At 52.5% G+C, this 16943-nt stretch carries 21 protein-coding genes and 1 other RNA gene; 13 read left to right on the top strand and 9 right to left on the bottom strand.

The features are described from left to right. Positions 1 to 33: 33 nt before the first annotated feature. Positions 34 to 1089 (bottom strand): PLP-dependent cysteine synthase family protein, encoded by a 1056-nt coding sequence (locus tag NMD08_RS19635; protein ID WP_219608505.1) that lies wholly within the window; start codon positions 1087 to 1089, stop codon positions 34 to 36. A 116-nt stretch (positions 1090 to 1205) separates the two neighbouring features. Between NMD08_RS19635 and NMD08_RS19630 the strand changes: the two genes are divergently transcribed. The 5 genes from NMD08_RS19630 (at position 1206) to amtB (ending at position 7111) form a co-directional block, all read left to right on the top strand. Further along, positions 1206 to 1664 (top strand): Lrp/AsnC family transcriptional regulator, encoded by a 459-nt coding sequence (locus NMD08_RS19630; RefSeq protein WP_003021649.1) that lies wholly within the window; start codon positions 1206 to 1208, stop codon positions 1662 to 1664. 44 nt (positions 1665 to 1708) lie between these two features. Then, a complete protein-coding gene (locus NMD08_RS19625; protein ID WP_151218634.1) occupies positions 1709 to 3481 on the top strand; it encodes a SmdA family multidrug ABC transporter permease/ATP-binding protein in 1773 nt (590 codons plus the stop codon). After that, positions 3474 to 5252 (top strand): SmdB family multidrug efflux ABC transporter permease/ATP-binding protein, encoded by a 1779-nt coding sequence (locus NMD08_RS19620; RefSeq protein ID WP_370618832.1) that lies wholly within the window; start codon positions 3474 to 3476, stop codon positions 5250 to 5252. Before NMD08_RS19625 ends, NMD08_RS19620 begins: the two co-directional genes overlap by 8 nt. A gap of 202 nt (positions 5253 to 5454) precedes the next feature. Next, on the top strand, positions 5455 to 5793 hold the full coding sequence (gene glnK, locus NMD08_RS19615; protein ID WP_003021657.1) for a P-II family nitrogen regulator: 339 nt from the start codon (positions 5455 to 5457) through the stop codon (positions 5791 to 5793). Between the two features lie 31 nt (positions 5794 to 5824). After that, complete coding sequence (gene amtB / locus NMD08_RS19610; RefSeq protein ID WP_370618830.1) at positions 5825 to 7111, top strand: ammonium transporter AmtB; 1287 nt, start codon at positions 5825 to 5827, stop codon at positions 7109 to 7111. A 72-nt stretch (positions 7112 to 7183) separates the two neighbouring features. Here the strand turns inward: amtB and tesB are convergent, their stop codons facing one another. Then, the gene (gene tesB, locus NMD08_RS19605) at positions 7184 to 8044 is read right to left on the bottom strand and encodes an acyl-CoA thioesterase II (RefSeq protein WP_151218638.1); all 861 of its coding nucleotides are present in this window, start codon (positions 8042 to 8044) and stop codon (positions 7184 to 7186) included. Positions 8045 to 8256: 212 nt separating this feature from the next. On the opposite strand from tesB, the gene NMD08_RS19600 reads away from it, so the two are divergent. Next, positions 8257 to 8826 (top strand): YbaY family lipoprotein, encoded by a 570-nt coding sequence (locus NMD08_RS19600; RefSeq protein WP_370618828.1) that lies wholly within the window; start codon positions 8257 to 8259, stop codon positions 8824 to 8826. Positions 8827 to 8857: 31 nt separating this feature from the next. Here NMD08_RS19600 and NMD08_RS19595 read toward each other — a convergent pair whose 3' ends face one another. Then, entirely contained in the window at positions 8858 to 9169 is a 312-nt protein-coding gene (locus NMD08_RS19595) for an MGMT family protein (RefSeq protein ID WP_151218774.1), read from the bottom strand. 162 nt (positions 9170 to 9331) lie between these two features. On the opposite strand from NMD08_RS19595, the gene ffs reads away from it, so the two are divergent. The 3 genes from ffs (at position 9332) to NMD08_RS19580 (ending at position 10093) form a co-directional block, all read left to right on the top strand. Continuing rightward, positions 9332 to 9428, top strand: an RNA gene (ffs, locus tag NMD08_RS19590) — signal recognition particle sRNA small type. 198 nt (positions 9429 to 9626) lie between these two features. Further along, complete coding sequence (locus tag NMD08_RS19585; protein ID WP_043015410.1) at positions 9627 to 9878, top strand: hypothetical protein; 252 nt, start codon at positions 9627 to 9629, stop codon at positions 9876 to 9878. Beyond that, positions 9875 to 10093 (top strand): hypothetical protein, encoded by a 219-nt coding sequence (locus NMD08_RS19580; protein WP_151218641.1) that lies wholly within the window; start codon positions 9875 to 9877, stop codon positions 10091 to 10093. The genes NMD08_RS19585 and NMD08_RS19580 overlap by 4 nt, the downstream gene beginning before the upstream one ends. Before the next feature lie 58 nt (positions 10094 to 10151). Here the strand turns inward: NMD08_RS19580 and NMD08_RS19575 are convergent, their stop codons facing one another. After that, positions 10152 to 11579, bottom strand: a complete 1428-nt coding sequence (locus NMD08_RS19575) for a PLP-dependent aminotransferase family protein (RefSeq protein ID WP_187252909.1) — start codon at positions 11577 to 11579, stop codon at positions 10152 to 10154. A gap of 87 nt (positions 11580 to 11666) precedes the next feature. On the opposite strand from NMD08_RS19575, the gene NMD08_RS19570 reads away from it, so the two are divergent. Together NMD08_RS19570 and NMD08_RS19565 are read left to right on the top strand one after the other, a co-directional pair. After that, the gene (locus tag NMD08_RS19570) at positions 11667 to 12296 is read left to right on the top strand and encodes a hypothetical protein (protein WP_187252908.1); all 630 of its coding nucleotides are present in this window, start codon (positions 11667 to 11669) and stop codon (positions 12294 to 12296) included. Between the two features lie 64 nt (positions 12297 to 12360). Continuing rightward, positions 12361 to 12714 carry a DUF1428 domain-containing protein gene (locus NMD08_RS19565; RefSeq protein WP_151218644.1) on the top strand — a complete coding sequence of 118 codons (354 nt, stop codon included), beginning with the start codon at positions 12361 to 12363 and terminating at the stop codon, positions 12712 to 12714. Positions 12715 to 12765: 51 nt separating this feature from the next. Here NMD08_RS19565 and NMD08_RS19560 read toward each other — a convergent pair whose 3' ends face one another. Next, the gene (locus tag NMD08_RS19560) at positions 12766 to 14319 is read right to left on the bottom strand and encodes an EAL domain-containing protein (protein ID WP_370618825.1); all 1554 of its coding nucleotides are present in this window, start codon (positions 14317 to 14319) and stop codon (positions 12766 to 12768) included. 186 nt (positions 14320 to 14505) lie between these two features. Here NMD08_RS19560 and NMD08_RS19555 point away from each other — a divergent pair, with 186 nt between their 5' ends. Both NMD08_RS19555 and ykgO read left to right on the top strand, forming a co-directional pair. Continuing rightward, entirely contained in the window at positions 14506 to 14766 is a 261-nt protein-coding gene (locus tag NMD08_RS19555) for a type B 50S ribosomal protein L31 (protein ID WP_016152070.1), read from the top strand. Position 14767: 1 nt separating this feature from the next. Beyond that, positions 14768 to 14908, top strand: coding sequence for a type B 50S ribosomal protein L36 (ykgO, locus tag NMD08_RS19550; protein ID WP_005125190.1), 141 nt, complete (start codon positions 14768 to 14770; stop codon positions 14906 to 14908). An 81-nt stretch (positions 14909 to 14989) separates the two neighbouring features. Here ykgO and NMD08_RS19545 read toward each other — a convergent pair whose 3' ends face one another. From NMD08_RS19545 to tomB, 4 genes are all read right to left on the bottom strand, one after another. Next, complete coding sequence (locus NMD08_RS19545; RefSeq protein WP_187252906.1) at positions 14990 to 15457, bottom strand: YlaC family protein; 468 nt, start codon at positions 15455 to 15457, stop codon at positions 14990 to 14992. 116 nt (positions 15458 to 15573) lie between these two features. Continuing rightward, entirely contained in the window at positions 15574 to 16125 is a 552-nt protein-coding gene (gene maa, locus NMD08_RS19540) for a maltose O-acetyltransferase (protein WP_370618823.1), read from the bottom strand. Positions 16126 to 16303: 178 nt separating this feature from the next. Then, complete coding sequence (locus NMD08_RS19535; protein ID WP_002892050.1) at positions 16304 to 16522, bottom strand: HHA domain-containing protein; 219 nt, start codon at positions 16520 to 16522, stop codon at positions 16304 to 16306. 27 nt (positions 16523 to 16549) lie between these two features. Next, positions 16550 to 16924: an Hha toxicity modulator TomB gene (tomB, locus tag NMD08_RS19530; RefSeq protein WP_151218646.1), complete on the bottom strand. Its 375-nt coding sequence runs from the start codon at positions 16922 to 16924 to the stop codon at positions 16550 to 16552. Positions 16925 to 16943: the final 19 nt, after the last annotated feature.

Here is a 16943-nt window from a genome sequence, read left to right as displayed (position 1 = left end):
GCCAGACTTCGCGTCTGGCTTTTTTTTGTCTGCTCAGTGTGTATTCAGCAACTGGGCAAGTTCTGCTTTCCACGGCGTTAAATCACCAATGTGCGCGTCGACCCACTGCGGGTTGTAGTAGGTTTCCAGATAACGTTCGCCGCTGTCACACAGCAGCGTCACCAGTGAACCCGTTTCTCCGGCGTTGCGCATGCGCGCGGCAAGTTGCAGCGTTCCCCACATGTTGGTGCCGGTTGAGGCACCGACTTTACGACCCAACTGCGTTTCCAGCCAGTGCGCGGTCGCCACGCTTGCGGCATCCGGTACGCGCAGCATTTCATCAACTACGTCAGGAATAAAGGACGGTTCGACACGCGGGCGGCCGATGCCTTCGATTTTGCTTCCGACCGGGCTGCGCAATGTCGCATCGCGCTCCTGCCAGAAGGGCAGAAAAACCGAGTTCTCCGGGTCTACTACCATCAGACGAGTGTCGTAGCCCTGACAGCGAATATAACGGCCAATGGTTGCTGAAGTGCCGCCGGTTCCGGCGCTCATTACGATATGACGGGGGACGGGGTTGGGCTCGCACTGCATCTGACGGAAAATGCTGTCGGCAATATTGTTATTGCCGCGCCAGTCGGTGGCGCGCTCAGCATAAGTGAACTGGTCCATGTAATGACCGTTCAGCTCACGCGCCAACTGTTCAGAGGCTGCATAGATTTCGCAGGCGCTTTCCACGAAATGACAGCGACCGCCGTAAAATTCAATCTGTTCAATTTTACGTTTCGCGGTGCAGGAAGGCATGACGGCAATAAACGGCAGTCCTAACAGTCGGGCGAAATAAGCTTCAGAGACCGCCGTTGAACCGGACGATGATTCAATAATGGTGGTGCCTTCTTTGATCCAGCCATTGCACAGTCCGTACAAAAACAGTGAACGCGCCAGACGATGCTTCAGGCTCCCGGTAGGATGCGTGCTCTCATCTTTCAAATAGAGCTGAATACCCGGAAACGCCGGTAGCGACAGACGAATGAGATGTGTATCCGCAGAACGCTGATAATCCGCGTTGATTTCATTGATGGCGTTTTTAACCCAGGAGCTATTCATAATTAATGGATATCCATTTGTCATTTTGTGCCCAGAATAGCGAAAAGCACGGAAAAAATTGTTGCCATTTAGCCTTTAAAATAGAATGTAAGGAGAAAATTCTTCTCTGTGGAGTGGATATGTTAGACAAAATTGACCGTAAGCTGCTTGGCTTACTGCAACAGGACTGCACCCTTTCTTTGCAGGCGTTAGCAGATGCCGTTAATCTGACTACCACCCCCTGCTGGAAACGCCTCAAACGGCTCGAGGATGACGGTGTTCTGCTGGGTAGAGTCGCTTTGCTGGACCCCGAAAAACTGGGGCTGGGCTTAACCGCGTTTGTGCTGATCAAAACTCAGCACCACAGCAGCGAATGGTATTGCCGCTTTGTTACCGAAGTCACCGGTATGCCGGAAGTACTGGGGTTCTGGCGTATGGCAGGGGAGTATGACTACCTGATGCGAGTGCAGGTTGCTGATATGAAAAGCTACGATGAATTTTATAAACGCCTGGTGAACAGCGTACCGGGCCTGTCTGACGTCACCTCCAGCTTTGCGATGGAACAGATTAAATACACAACAGCTCTCCCTATTGAATAATTCTCCCGGCGCTTATTGCCGAAAATTTTGTCAGGACATTACGCGTGCGATTATTTGCTCAATTAAGCTGGTACTTCCGCCGGGAGTGGCGTCGCTACCTCGGGGCGGTGGCCCTGCTTATCATCATCGCTATTCTTCAGCTTATTCCGCCGAAAGTGGTTGGGATCATTGTCGATGGGGTAACCACTCAACGCTTCACCACCGAGCGGCTGCTGATGTGGGTGGGAACCATTGCATTGATCGCCGTGGTGGTTTATTTGCTGCGCTATGTCTGGCGCGTGCTATTGTTTGGCGCATCCTACCAACTGGCGGTTGAGCTGCGGGAAGATTATTACCGTCAGTTGAGTCGCCAGCATCCAGAGTTTTATCTGCGTCACCGCACGGGCGATCTGATGGCGCGTGCCACCAACGATGTCGATCGCGTGGTATTCGCCGCTGGTGAAGGCGTGCTGACGCTCGTAGATTCTCTGGTCATGGGATGCGCGGTGCTGATCGTGATGTCCACGCAGATCAGCTGGCAGCTCACGCTCATTGCGCTGCTGCCGATGCCGGTGATGGCGTTAATGATCAAGCGTTACGGCGATCGACTCCACAACCGCTTTAAGCTGGCTCAGGCGGCGTTTTCCAGTCTCAACGATCGTACTCAGGAAAGTCTGACCAGTATTCGCATGATCAAGGCCTTTGGTCTCGAGGATCGGCAGTCGGCATTATTTGCCGCAGATGCCGAAGATACCGGTAAGAAAAACCTGCGCGTGGCACGCATTGACGCTCGCTTTGATCCCACAATTTATATCGCCATTGGGATGGCTAATCTACTGGCGATTGCCGGAGGAAGCTGGATGGTGGTACACGGTTCGCTGACGCTCGGCCAGCTCACCAGCTTTATGATGTATCTCGGCCTGATGATTTGGCCGATGCTGGCGCTGGCATGGATGTTTAACATCGTCGAGCGTGGCAGCGCCGCCTACAGCCGTATTCGCGCCATGCTGGCTGAGGCACCGGTGGTGGATGACGGCACAGAACCCGTGCCGGAAGGACGCGGCGAACTGGCGGTGGCGATTCGCGAATTTTGCTACCCGCAAACCACCCACCCGGCACTGGAAAATGTGAACTTCCAGCTCAATCCAGGGCAAATGCTGGGCATTTGTGGTCCGACCGGCGCGGGGAAAAGTACGGTGTTGTCGCTGATCCAGCGTCATTTTGATATCACCGAGGGCGATGTGCGCTTTCATGATATCCCGCTGACGCGCTTACAGTTGGATAGCTGGCGCAGCCGACTGGCGGTTGTCAGCCAGACGCCATTCCTGTTTTCGGATACCGTCGGCAACAACATCGCGTTAGGGCGTCCGCAAGCCACGCAGGAAGAGATCGAACATGTGGCGCGCCTCGCCAGCGTCCATGAGGATATTTTACGTCTTCCACAAGGCTATAACACCGAAGTAGGCGAACGCGGGGTGATGCTGTCGGGTGGACAAAAACAGCGTATTTCTATCGCCCGAGCGCTACTGCTGAACGCTGAAATCCTGATTCTGGATGATGCGCTGTCGGCAGTAGATGGTCGTACCGAGCATCAGATCCTGCATAACCTGCGCCAGTGGGGCGAAGGCCGAACCGTGATTATCAGCGCCCACCGTTTATCCGCCCTGACGGAGGCCAGCGAGATTATTGTGATGCAACATGGGCATGTTGCCCAGCGCGGCGAACATGAGGCCTTAGTGCAACAGCCAGGCTGGTATCGCGATATGTACCGCTATCAGCAACTGGAAGCGGCGCTGTCTGATACACCAGAAATAAACGAGGAGGCGGCTAATGCGTAGTTTTGGGCAGCTATGGCCGACCCTGAAAAGACTACTGGCGTACGGCTCTCCGTGGCGAAAACAGCTGGCAATTGCGGTGGTCATGCTGTGGGTGGCGGCGGCGGCGGAAGTCAGCGGCCCGCTGCTGATTAGCTATTTTATCGATAACATGGTGGCGAAGAATAATCTGCCGCTGGCAATGGTCGCCGGGCTGGTTACGGCGTATATCGGTCTGCAACTGCTGGCAGCAGGCCTGCATTACGCACAGTCATTGCTGTTTAACCAGGCGGCGGTTGGCGTAGTACAACAGTTACGCACCGACGTAATGGACGCGGCGTTACGCCAGCCGCTGAGCGCCTTTGATACGCAACCTGTCGGGCAGCTTATCTCCCGCGTAACCAATGACACCGAAGTAATTCGCGATCTGTACGTGACGGTGGTGGCAACGGTGCTGCGCAGCGCGGCCTTAATCGGCGCCATGCTGGTAGCGATGTTTAGCCTCGAGTGGCGTATGGCGCTGGTGGCGATGGCCATTTTCCCGGCTGTGCTGGTGGTGATGGTGATTTATCAACGCTACAGTACCCCGATTGTGCGCCGGGTTCGCGCTTATCTGGCGGATATTAACGATGGCTTTAACGAAGTTATCAACGGCATGAGCGTTATCCAACAGTTCCGCCAGCAGGCGCGATTTGGCGAGAGAATGGGCGAGGCCAGCCGTTCGCACTATATGGCGCGTATGCAGACTCTGCGCCTGGATGGCTTTTTGCTGCGTCCGCTGTTGAGCCTTTTCTCGGCGCTGATCCTCTGCGGTTTGCTGATGTTGTTCAGCTTTACCTCTGGCAGCGCCATCGAGGTTGGCGTGCTGTACGCGTTTATCAGCTATCTTGGCCGTTTGAACGAACCGCTGATTGAGTTGACTACCCAGCAATCCATGTTGCAACAGGCGGTTGTCGCCGGTGAGCGAGTGTTCGAGCTGATGGACGGACCACGTCAGCGCTATGGTGACGATGAGCGACCGCTGAAGAGCGGGGACATTGAGGTGGATAACGTTTCATTTGCCTATCGTGACGACAATCTGGTGCTGCAAAACATCAGCCTGTCCGTACCATCGCGCAGTTTTGTGGCTTTGGTCGGACACACTGGCAGCGGCAAAAGTACGCTGGCCAGCCTGCTGATGGGGTACTACCCTCTGACGCAGGGTGAAATCCGTCTTGATGGACGGCCGTTGTCTTCACTGAGCCACAGTGCATTGCGTCAGGGCATCGCGATGGTGCAGCAGGATCCGGTGGTGATGGCAGATACTTTCCTGGCAAACGTCACGCTGGGTCGTGATATCTCAGAAGAACGGGTGCGGCAGGCGCTGGAAACCGTACAGCTAGCGGAACTGGCGCGGGGTCTAAGTGAGGGGATTCATACCCGGCTGGGCGAGCAGGGCAATAATCTCTCTGTTGGGCAGAAACAGCTGCTGGCGCTGGCACGGGTATTGGTTGAAACGCCGCAGGTGCTGATCCTCGACGAAGCCACGGCCAGTATTGACTCCGGCACTGAACAGGCCATACAGCACGCGCTGGCGGCGATACGTGAACACACCACGCTGGTGGTGATTGCGCATAGGTTATCGACGATTGTCGATGCGGATACCATTCTGGTGCTGCATCGTGGGCAGGCGGTTGAGCGTGGTACGCACCAGCAATTACTCGCGGCACAAGGCCGTTACTGGCAGATGTACCAGCTGCAGCTGGCGGGTGAGGAGTTAGCCGCCAGCACGCAAGAGGATTCTGTGCTCGCCTGATAGCGTAGCTCTGATACGACAATCAACAATCTGGTGCAAAAATGTAACGCACTATGCACCGCCATAGTGCGTTTTTTCTTTTTCTCCCTCGACAGTACCCTGTAAGCCTGAACTATTCCGCATTTTTCATTCCTGGCACATCCCTTGCAACATTCAACAGGTGTATCTGCAGCCACTACTGAATTCTGACTGGAGGGGATCTATGAAGCTGGTTACCGTGGTAATCAAACCGTTCAAACTCGAAGACGTCCGTGAAGCATTGTCGTCTATTGGTATTCAGGGGCTAACCGTCACCGAAGTGAAGGGGTTTGGCCGACAGAAAGGTCATGCTGAGTTGTACCGTGGGGCAGAATATAGCGTCAACTTTCTGCCAAAGGTGAAGATTGATGTGGCGATTGCCGACGACCAACTGGATGGCGTGATTGATGTCATCAGTAAGGCGGCCTACACCGGAAAAATTGGCGACGGCAAAATCTTCGTCGCCGAGCTGCAACGTGTGATTCGTATTCGTACCGGCGAAGCCGACGAAGCCGCACTGTAATTTCTGGCACACAGTGATAGGAAACCAAAAAATGAAGATAGCGACGATGAAAACGGGTATTGCTTCACTGGCGCTGCTGCCGGGGCTGTCGATGGCGGCACCGGCTGTTGCGGATAAAGCGGATAATGCTTTTATGATGATCTGTACCGCACTGGTGCTGTTTATGACTATCCCAGGCATTGCGCTGTTCTACGGCGGTTTGATTCGCGGTAAGAACGTGTTGTCGATGCTGACCCAGGTTACAGTGACATTTGCTCTGGTTTGTATTTTATGGGTGGTTTATGGCTACTCACTGGCGTTTGGTGAAGGGAATAATTTCTTCGGCAACTTTAACTGGGTATTGCTGAAGAACATCGCGCTGACGGCGGTCACGGGGAGCTTCTACCAGTACATTCACGTTGCTTTTCAGGGCTCGTTCGCCTGCATCACCGTGGGACTTATCGTTGGGGCACTGGCTGAACGTATTCGCTTCTCTGCGGTGCTGATTTTTGTGGTGGTGTGGCTAACGCTATCCTATATCCCCATTGCCCATATGGTCTGGGGCGGCGGCTTGCTGGCTTCCCATGGCGCCTTGGATTTTGCAGGTGGAACAGTGGTGCACATCAACGCGGCGATTGCCGGCCTGGTGGGGGCGTATCTGATTGGCAAACGCGTCGGTTTTGGTAAAGAAGCCTTTAAACCGCACAATCTGCCGATGGTCTTCACCGGTACCGCTATCCTTTATATTGGTTGGTTTGGCTTTAACTCTGGTTCTGCGGGTATGGCGAATGAAATCGCTGCACTGGCCTTCGTCAATACCGTGGTTGCCACCGCGGCCGCCATCCTCGGATGGATCTTCGGCGAATGGGCGCTGCGTGGCAAACCGTCTCTGCTGGGCGCGTGTTCTGGCGCCATTGCCGGTCTGGTAGGCGTAACACCTGCATGTGGCTATATCGGTGTTGGCGGTGCGCTGATTATCGGTGTCGTTGCGGGGCTGGCAGGTCTGTGGGGCGTAACCATGCTGAAGCGTTTTCTGCGCGTGGATGACCCGTGTGACGTGTTTGGCGTTCACGGTGTGTGCGGCATTGTCGGCTGCATCATGACCGGAGTTTTCGCTGCAAGTTCTCTGGGAGGTGTGGGCTTTGCCGAGGGTGTGACCATGGGGCATCAGCTGCTGATACAACTGGAAAGCGTGGCGATCACCATCGTCTGGTCCGGTGTGGTGGCTTTCATTGGTTATAAGCTGGCGGACATGACGGTTGGTCTGCGCGTACCGGAAGAGCAGGAGCGCGAAGGTCTGGATGTGAACAGCCATGGTGAGAACGCTTATAACGCCTGAATCTCAAACTGCCGGATGGTGCTAAACGCTTATCCGGCCTACGATGATTTAGTCTGTAGGCCGGATAAGACATCAATTGCGATTACGCATTACCCCTTCCTGGACGGTAGAAGCGACCAGCACGCCGTCCTGGGTATAAAACTCTCCGCGAACAAAGCCCCGGGCACCGGAGGCCGAAGTACTCTCGACGTTATACAGCAGCCACTCATTGATATTGAACGGACGGTGGAACCACATGGAATGGTCAATGGTGGCGATCTGAATCCCTTTCTCCAGGAAGCCAATCCCGTAGGGCTGCAGCGCAACAGGCAGGAAGTTCAGATCTGAGGCATACCCCAGCAGATACTGATGAACACGCAGATCGTCTTGTAGTGTTCCGTTGGCTCGGATCCACACCTGACGCGCCGGAGGTGCGACGTGACCTTTTAAGGGATTATGAAACTCCACTGGTCGCACTTCCAACGGACGATCGTTAATAAATTTTTCTTTCAACAACGGCGGCAGCAAATGCGCCACTGAGCGGGCAATTTCCGTTTCTGATTTCAGCTCATCGGGACCCGGTGCCTTTGGCATGGTTTTCTGATGTTCAAATCCGTCTTCCGGTGCCTGAAACGAAGCAGTCATGTAAAAAATGGGTTTACCATTCTGGATCGCGGCAACGCGACGTGCGCTAAAGCTGTTACCATCACGCAGGACTTCCACATCATAGATGATCGGCTTTTGGCTATCGCCGGGGCGTAAAAAATAACTGTGAAAGGAGTGCACCAGGCGCTCTTCCGGTACGGTTTCTTTTGCGGCATATAGCGCCTGACCGACAACCTGTCCCCCAAAAACCTGACGTAACCCTAAGTCTTCACTTTGGCCCCGAAAGAGTCCTTCTTCAATTTTTTCCAGATTTAACAATGTCAGCAAATTTTTCAGTGCCAGACTCATACGTGCTCTCCAGGTGATATCGATGTCGCAGCGAGGTAGGCAGAGTATAACGCAATTTTAAAAGTGGTCCGATGGGTGCAATTGTCTGAATTACTGGCCGATTACAGGCAAAACCAGCTGTCTTGTGCCACACTTAGTCACGTTATGTTTTTGTTAACCACTCTTCTGGCGAGGAAAGTTCTCGCTGGTGCATAGATGATAAGGAGAATTTAATGAAACTCGTGCACATGGTAAGTGGTTTAGCGGTTGCGGTCGCTTTAGCGGCCTGTGCTGATAAAAGCGCGGATATTCAGACACCTGCGCCAAGCCCTAATACGTCAATTGCTGACACACAGTCTAAAATTCAACAGCCGAATGTCTCCGGTACAGTATGGATCCGTCAGAAAGTGGCCTTGCCACCTGATGCGGTGCTGACCGTGACGCTGTCGGATGCGTCACTGGCTGATGCGCCGTCAAAAGTGCTGTCGCAAAAAGCGGTTCGTACTGAAGGTAAGCAAGCACCGTTCAGCTTCGTATTACCGTTTAACCCGGCAGATGTTCAGCCTAACGCGCGTATCCTGCTGAGTGCGGCCATTACGGTTAATGACAAACTGGTCTTTATCACCGATACCGTTCAGCCGGTGATTAATCAGGGTGGTAAGAAAGCCGACCTGACGCTGGTGCCTGTGCAGCAAACGGCAGTACCGGTTCAGGCGAGTGGTGGCTCTGCAACCACGGTGCCGTCAACGTCACCAACCCAGATGAATCCTTCTTCTGCGGTTCCTGCTCCCACGCAGTACTAAGGTTTTCATAACCCTCTCCGCCAGGGGAGGGTTAGTACACCCAGCGATAGCGCTGTAAATCGATCTGTCCGCTTCCTGAAACCACGATCCCTTCCGCCAGTAACGCCTGACGTTGGCGTTGCAGGTCAGGCCCAGTCAGCGAAATAATACCATGGCGATTGACCACCCGATGCCAGGGCAGGCTACTCCCTTCGGGAAGACGTTTAAGCACGCCGCCTACCTGACGCGCAGCCCGAGGCGATCCCGCAAGCCTGGCCACATCGCCATAAGTGGTGACGAAACCTTCGGGAATTGACGCGACAATTTGCCAGACGCGTTGGGGGAAAGTGTCTTGTATATCCATCATTTATTCCTGCGCTAATCCTTCAGCATAATGCCGAATGGTGAAGGAGTGAAGCCGCATTGCGCAAGAAAACAGCATCCGGTGCTGGATGGGTTGCAATTACAGGGTGCAGCAGTGATAATGCGCCTGCGCGTTGGTTAACAACGCTCTCAATGGGGGCTCTGTTGGTTCTCCCGCAACACTACTCTGTTTACCAGGTCAGGTCCGGAAGGAAGCAGCCAAGGCAGATGACGTGTGTGCCGGGATGTAGCTGGCAGGGCCCCCACCCAATTCTGCCGTCCGGCAATTTTCCTTCTGCTTATCTACTTTTTTTGTCATCGTATTGTCATTTTAATGTCATCAAATGCTGTCAATGTGTTTCGGGGATGTTATTTGATGCTTTTGCCGCTGCCATCGCGTTGTAATGCCATGGGCCTTACATCCGATGTCTTTTGGCTGACCACAAGGATTTTTTACGATGTCGACCGCTGTATTGAATGTCAAAATTGATGAGGCGCTAAAAGAAAAGCTTCGCCATTACGCTGAAGTACATAACGAGAATTTAAGTATCGCAACGGAAAAACTGCTGCTAATCGCATTTTCCGCCGTTGAAGAGGCAGGAGTCTCTGCTGAGGATATCGATAGCCAGCATACGGAAGAATCCGTAGTTGAAGCTCTGACTCCTAAAGAAATCAAAGCATTGCGAAGATTGCTGAAGAAGAAAAAATGAAACAACAACCGCTCTCAACCGCCTGTAATTACAGCGAAGCCTGTGAAATGCTGCGCTCCGGTTATGTGAAACATGTTCGTTTGAGCTGGAATGTCGGCAGCGATGAGTTCTTTCGTATTGCCTCCGACTGGTGTGATGCTGGGGCAAAAATTAAAAAAGATGGTGAGAATTTCGTCATTTCGCTGAAGGGGTTTCCGGTTCCCCCTCAGCGGTAATATGCCGGGACTTCCTCGTCCATTGCGGCATTCCTGGGCGAGTCCGTTGACTCGTGGCTTAGATTATTTTACGCATTTTCCCGCTGCTGGCCTGTAAGCGCAGATTATCCCAAATGGGTTGCAATACTCTGAAGGCGGCGCGCGCAGTGTCATCCGGTAACGTGAAGGGCATACGCAAAAAGCGATCGAATGCGCCATCAAGTCCAAATCGCGTACCGGTACCCAACTGGATGCCTGCGCTTTCGACGCGCGTGGCAAAGAGCGTTGCCAGCGTATCGGGCAGTTCAACCCAGAAAGAGAGTCCTCCCTGTGGCTGGGTAAATTGCCACTCCGGGAAATGTGAGTTCATCAGGCTCGAGCACAAGTCTCGCTGCGATGTGAGCAGGCGTCTTCTGCCAGGAAGAAAGTCGGCGGCGTTATCCAGCAACCAGCTGGTGGCGAGTTGTTCCAGCACCGGAGAGCCCAAATCGAAGGTGTCGCGGGTTTGTACCAGCGCGGCAATGGTACGCGACGAGGCCCGAATCCAGCCCAGACGTAATCCGCCCCAAAAGCTTTTCCCTGCCGAACCCAGCAGAATTATCGGTGCATCGCGATTGAATGCAGCAAGTGGCGGTGGAGGCGGGGCGTCATACCACAGGTTCACCATGGTCTCATCGACCACCAGTGTAGTGCGCGTCCTTTCAGCAATATCCGCCACGACCTGACGAGTTGCGGCGTCCATACAGCGGCCGGTCGGGTTGTGAAAGTCCGGCATCAGATAGGCCATTCTCGGGGCGGTTTGCGCGAGAGTGGCAACCAGACCCGCCGTATCCCAACCGTGCTCAGGCAGCGACACGCCAACGGGGCGACATGACGCCCCTTGTATTGCTGCAATCGCCAGCGGATAAGTGGGATGATCGACCACTACGCGATCGCCGGGACCGGTGAGTAAACGCAGGATCAGCGCCAGTCCGCTGACCGCGCCGTTCACGACCATTATTTCATCGGGCTGTGTCGGGAGTCCGCGTTCGCAATAATGCCGGGCGATGGATTCACGCAAAACAGCAAGTCCCTGTGGCAGATACCCAGAGCTTAGCAAATGCTGCGGCATCGCAAACAGCGCTTGCTGGTAAGCCTGGTGAATTTCAGGGCCAGCACTCAGTGCCGCCGTGGACAAATCAAGCGCTGTGCCGGTGCTGGTTCGCGTTGGCACATGGCGAATGTGTTCCGGCAGGATCACCCGTGAGCCGCTCCCATGACGACTTTCCAGATATCCCTCTTCACGCAGTTGCGCCATGGCGCTGGCGACGGTGGTTCGACTTACTTCCAGAACGGCGGCGAGCTCGCGCTCACCGGGCAAGCGACTATCCAGCGCCAGTCGACCATCAAGGATCAGCAGACGTAATGCTTCCGCCAGTTGTCGCCAGATAGGCGTTCGTGAGGGGCTTTCCTGCCAGTGCCCGAGCAGGCGCTGCAAAGATTGACTTCCGTAACGGCGAGATGACATAACAGTCCACTTTTTGAAAACTGGACATTAATCATAGTGCCAATTGCGGTGAAGATGAAAGCCATCTGAGAGTAAGAGGGAAATAACATGCTGCGTCGTTTACTTCAGCTGTTTATCGGGCTGACGCTGTACGGTGTGTCGACGGCGATGTTTGTCCGTGCCGATCTAGGGGCCGATCCGTGGAACGTATTTCACCTGGGCGTGGCAAATTTAGTGTCGATGAATATCGGTGTCGTGATTATCGCCGTGGGCGTATTGGTGCTGCTGGCATGGATACCGCTACGCCAGCGCCCGGGTTTTGGCACGTTGAGCAACGTGATTATGATCGGGCTGGCGGCAGATGTCGCACTGGTGGTGATACCGGGATTTGAATCCCTGATGGCGCGCAGCGGGCTGCTGGTATCAGCGGTGATCCTGAATGCGTTAGCCACCAGTCTGTACATTGGCGCCGGTTTTGGCGCAGGCCCGCGTGACGGTCTGATGACTGGTATTCACGCGCGTACCGGCTGGCCAGTACGACGAATTCGCACCGCAATTGAAGTGTCTGTTCTGCTTATCGGCTGGCTGCTGGGGGGAACCGTCGGGGTTGGGACGGTGCTGTATGCGCTGGCTATCGGGCCGCTCATTCAGATTTGCCTGCCGTGGTTTCGCCATCAGCCGCAGTCGCGAATCCGTCCCAGGAATGCGCCTGGGGCACGATCGTCTACTGGCGACTAAACTTAGTCTCGACTGACGCGGCCGGAATCGGCTTGCCGCGCAGTACACTTCGGAGGTTTTTCTCATGAAGTATGTTGATGGCTTTGTGGTTGCCGTACCCGCTGAAAACAAGGAGGCGTACATTGCGATGGCGGCTAAAGCAGCTCCGCTTTTCAAGGAGTTCGGCGCATTGCGCGTGGTGGAGTGTTGGGCAGATGATGTTCCCGACGGCAAACTGACCGATTTTCGCATGGCAGTGAAAGCCCTGGATCATGAAGAGGTGGTATTCAGTTGGATTGAATACCCTTCCAAAGAGGTCCGTGACGCGGCGAATCAGAAGATGATGTCCGATCCCCGGATGAAGGAATTCGGGGAATCTATGCCATTTGATGGCAAGCGGATGATCTACGGTGGATTTGCGCCCATCATGGAAGAGTGATGTGACTGGCTGTGCGGCGTGCCGCCAGCCATCTCAGTATCAACCGCTACGTTAAAGCCGTTTTTCTGCCCACAGAATAAATGCCGCCTTCGGCAGCGCTTTGCTATAAAGCCAGCCCTGACCATACTGTACGCCATGCTGGCGTAGCCAGGCTTCCTGCTTCTCGGTTTCAATACCTTCAGCCACCATCTCCAGCTTCAGTGTTTTCGCGATCTCGATGATATGCGGTGTGACGTTGTTGTACTCCAGCGCATCGACAAACGATTTGTCTATCTTCAGGATGTCCACATCCAGATCCTGCAAATAGCTCAGACTGGAATAGCCGGTGCCAAAGTCATCAATATAAATTGAATGACCAGCCTGACGGTATTTGGCAATAAAGGGCGCACTGTTTTTCGGGTCGGCAAACTCGCGTTCGGTCAGCTCCAGCGCGATTTGCTCAGGCTTTAGTTGCCATTGATTCACCTTGCGGCTCAACAGCGCAGGAAGCGTTTCCGAGGTCAGATCGGCTGACTCAAGGTTAATGGAGATATGCTGGTCAGGATGTTGACGCAGCCATCTTCCAAGATCGTCAAATACGCTTTCAATAATCAAAAGAGTAAGCGGCTCAGAAAGCCCGGTTTCTTGTGCCATTGCGACGAAAATTTCCGGCGACAGATAGCTTCCGTCGGCTTGCTGCCAGCGAGCCAGCGCTTCTGCCCCGACCACTTTGCCCGTTTTAAGCGAGATAATCGGCTGGTAGTGAACCTTGATATCCCTATGCTGGATAGCGTCCTGCAATTGGTGATGGGGAGACTGTAAACGGCGTAAAATACGCAGAATAAAGGTGGCGGTGAGTAAACCGATAAGAATCCCTGCCGGCAGCCAGATCAGCGCCTGTCTATGCCAGCTTTTTTGCACAGGTAATGTGGATGCCCATGTTACAACCGTAATGCCCAACTCGGGGAAAGGGCGGGCGTTATAAATACTGCCATCTTTCTGAAAATGGGTAATCGAACGCTCTTGTTGCACATGGTGTAAAACGTCCGATGGCAGATCGGCGCTACTGGCTACCACCATGTTACGCGCGGTGCCAATGATGGCGACTTCAATCGGCCAGGATCCAAACGGGATGACGTCAATAAAAGAACCGGGATCGATCATCACGACGTAATGCTGGCTACCTAATGCCGCCATAAAACGTTTGATGCCCAAATCGTTTTGCGTGGTCAGCCACGCGCGATATCCATCTGGCGTGACTTTCATTGCCGGAGGAAACGCGACCGCCTGGCTTCTTTTTTCCAGGGATGAGCATTGTGGAACGTTATCTTTAAGGTACAGCACTTCCTGAATGTTACGGTAACTGTATGATAAACGACGCATTTCCAGCAAGTGTTCGTCGCTGCATGGCACGCCCTGAAAGGACTCGATACTGCGTAAGGCTTTTTTGGCCTGTTCGCCAACGCGTTCCGTACGTAATGCAGCACGCATGGAGAACATATCGAGTTCATCGATAAATTTCGTTTCAACCTGACGATGCGCCAGCCACAGGCTTAAACCTACGGGGGCGAGGATGGAAAGAAACAGTACCCCTGTCACCAGGCTTATCAGATGTCGTGTTGTCACGGTGATATCCTTATTTACACAGCGTAGGGAAAGTATATCTGAAAGCCGAAAAAGCAATCCGATTGGCATCATATATTTACGGCCATTAATCGTCCCGTTAAAAAACCACAACGTAAATCGGGTTGAGATTCGTACAAGAGTGGTGTATTTTGTTTGTATGTTATAACATAACAATTTGAGGTTACCATGAAACCGGATATTCATCCTTTTTACCGTACCGTGGTGTTTCACGATACCAGCGCCAATGAATTCTTTAAGGTCGGTTCGACCATCAAAACGGAGCGTGAGATTGAGTTTGAGGGGAAAATGTACCCGTATGTGACTCTGGATATCTCTTCCAAATCGCATCCGTACTACACCGGGAAACAAAAAACCTTTGATAACGAAGGCAGTGCAGCACGTTTCCAGAAGCGTTTTGGTCATTTTATTGGCACTAAGCGAGGTTAAGATGCAGGTACTTAATTCACTTCGTAGTGCAAAACAGCGTCATCCCGACTGCCAGATAGTGAAACGCAAAGGGCGTTTGTACGTTATCTGCAAAACGAATCCGCGCTTTAAAGCGGTTCAAGGACGTAAAAAAAGACGTTAGTTTCTTTGCCAGCATTTCAGGGAATAAAGTGCGTTCCCTTTACAGGGACGCACTTTTTTTATCTGCGCTGAGACGCCCTTACTAACTGTTCTGGGACCGGGTTAGCGTAAACACATCGTAGAAAGAGAGCTCGCCCTTACGGGATATCATCTTTTGCAACTGCGTTTTATGTTCGCTATCGACGGAAGGTGAGTGCATGATGGTATCTATGAGTGAAGAGGGAACAAAGCGCGTGTTATACCATTCGCCGTTATAGCAAACTCTGAAATCCAGTACGTCGATATCTTCAAAGCGGTATCTTGGCGCAACGTCGAAAAAGAAAAACGCGTTGAGTATGACGAACAGAACCACCAGCAGCCATACTGAATCGACTAACGTTTCTGACTGTAGCATCACCGCCAGCGTGGCAAACCACGCAACATACATGCCGATAAACAGGCCAGGATATTTGCGAATAAAGCTGATGCTAAAGCGCGGTTTGTTGTCGCGTTTTTCGCGAATATTTAAGTCGTCGATGGTTTCGGTAAGCAGGCGCTGTATTTCTGTCATCTCTTGCCTTCGTGGTGTCTGCGATGTTCAGGTACGATCGCCCTATTTTAAAAGGGGATACCTTTTGAAGAAAGTAACAGATTAACCACAATTTAGCATAACAGTTACATTTAGGATCACAGCGTTTTGATAATCCTGGCGGGATTGCCCCCGACCACGCTATTTGCTGGAACGCTTTTCGTAACCACCGCGCCTGAGGCTACAACCACATTATCACCCAACGTTACGCCAGGGTTTATCACCGCGCGTCCACCTATCCATACGTTGTTGCCAATAGTCACAGGTTTGCCAAGCTCCATGCCACTGTTTCGCTCGGCAGCATCCAGCGGATGGGTCGCGGTATAGATATGGACTCCTGGAGCTAACATGCAGTTGTCACCAATATGGATTGGGCAGACGTCGAGCATAACGCAGTCGAAGTTGGCGTAAAATTCTTTACCGAGATAGATGTTGTAGCCGTAATCACAGCGAAAAGAGGGTTCAATGTAAGCGCCTTCACTCTGGCCCAACAGTTCATGCAGAATAGCCTGTCGCTCACTTTTTTCATCAGGAGCGGTAAGATTGTAGCGCCAGGTCAACTGACGAGCGCGTAGCCGGTCGTGGCGTAACGTTTCATCTGCAGGGCTATAAAGTTCGCCAGCGATCATTTTTTGCTTTTCATTACTCATTACGAATTCCCTGTGTCTGGTAGTCATTTCAACACAGTAAAACGCAATGCACTCAAGGGGAACGTTCCCGTTTCTTCGCTGTGATCGTAGTCACGTGATTTGAATTAAATAATCATTGTAAATACGAAAATGGTCAGCCAGACAAATGTGCCGCGATACCTGACTTAACCTGTGAGTATTAGCGAATGAATTTCCAAACAGAAGTTGGAATCTTGTCGTAGAGCTTATTCATGGTCAATTCAGCAAGGCGATGATCTGCTGCTGAGTAAAATACAGCCAGTTCGTTGTCGGACAATTCATATTTATTTTTTTCAATAACGCGCTCAAGGGTGTCAATTGTCTGGCAACGTCGCAGGCGCATCAAATAATCAGTTTTAGTTAATGGTTTATCGGACATAACTCTTACCTATGATTGTAATAATTTTTAACAAGACAAACTAACAGGATTAGCCCTGGTGGCATTGACAAAACAGCGAAACAGTCGATTACCTGACTTCCGCCATTTCTGCAGATCCTGCATATTAATACCATAACTGCTGAACAACATAAAAGTGTCATCCAGATATTCATCTATCTGCGTAATCAGCTTATTGTCCTCATTGTACTTAATTTTATAATTAAGTGCGAAGGTTGCAATATGCTCTATCAGTTCATTGAGCTGCAAGCTGGTGGCAGAGGTAGGGTCATTAACCCAGCCATGGTTACTTTGTTCAAGGTTTGCAAGACAGTCATGATACAGGGTTTCACAGAGAAATTTAAGCTGTGCGATATCATGTCTTTTGGGTGAGTATTCATCCATAACGCATCCCCTTCTTAGT

This window comes from Citrobacter meridianamericanus (assembly GCF_041320245.1).
Lineage (GTDB): Bacteria > Pseudomonadota > Gammaproteobacteria > Enterobacterales > Enterobacteriaceae > Citrobacter > Citrobacter meridianamericanus.
The sequence above is the reverse complement of the archived record's forward strand: the minus strand, read 5'-3'. Positions and strand labels throughout refer to the sequence as shown.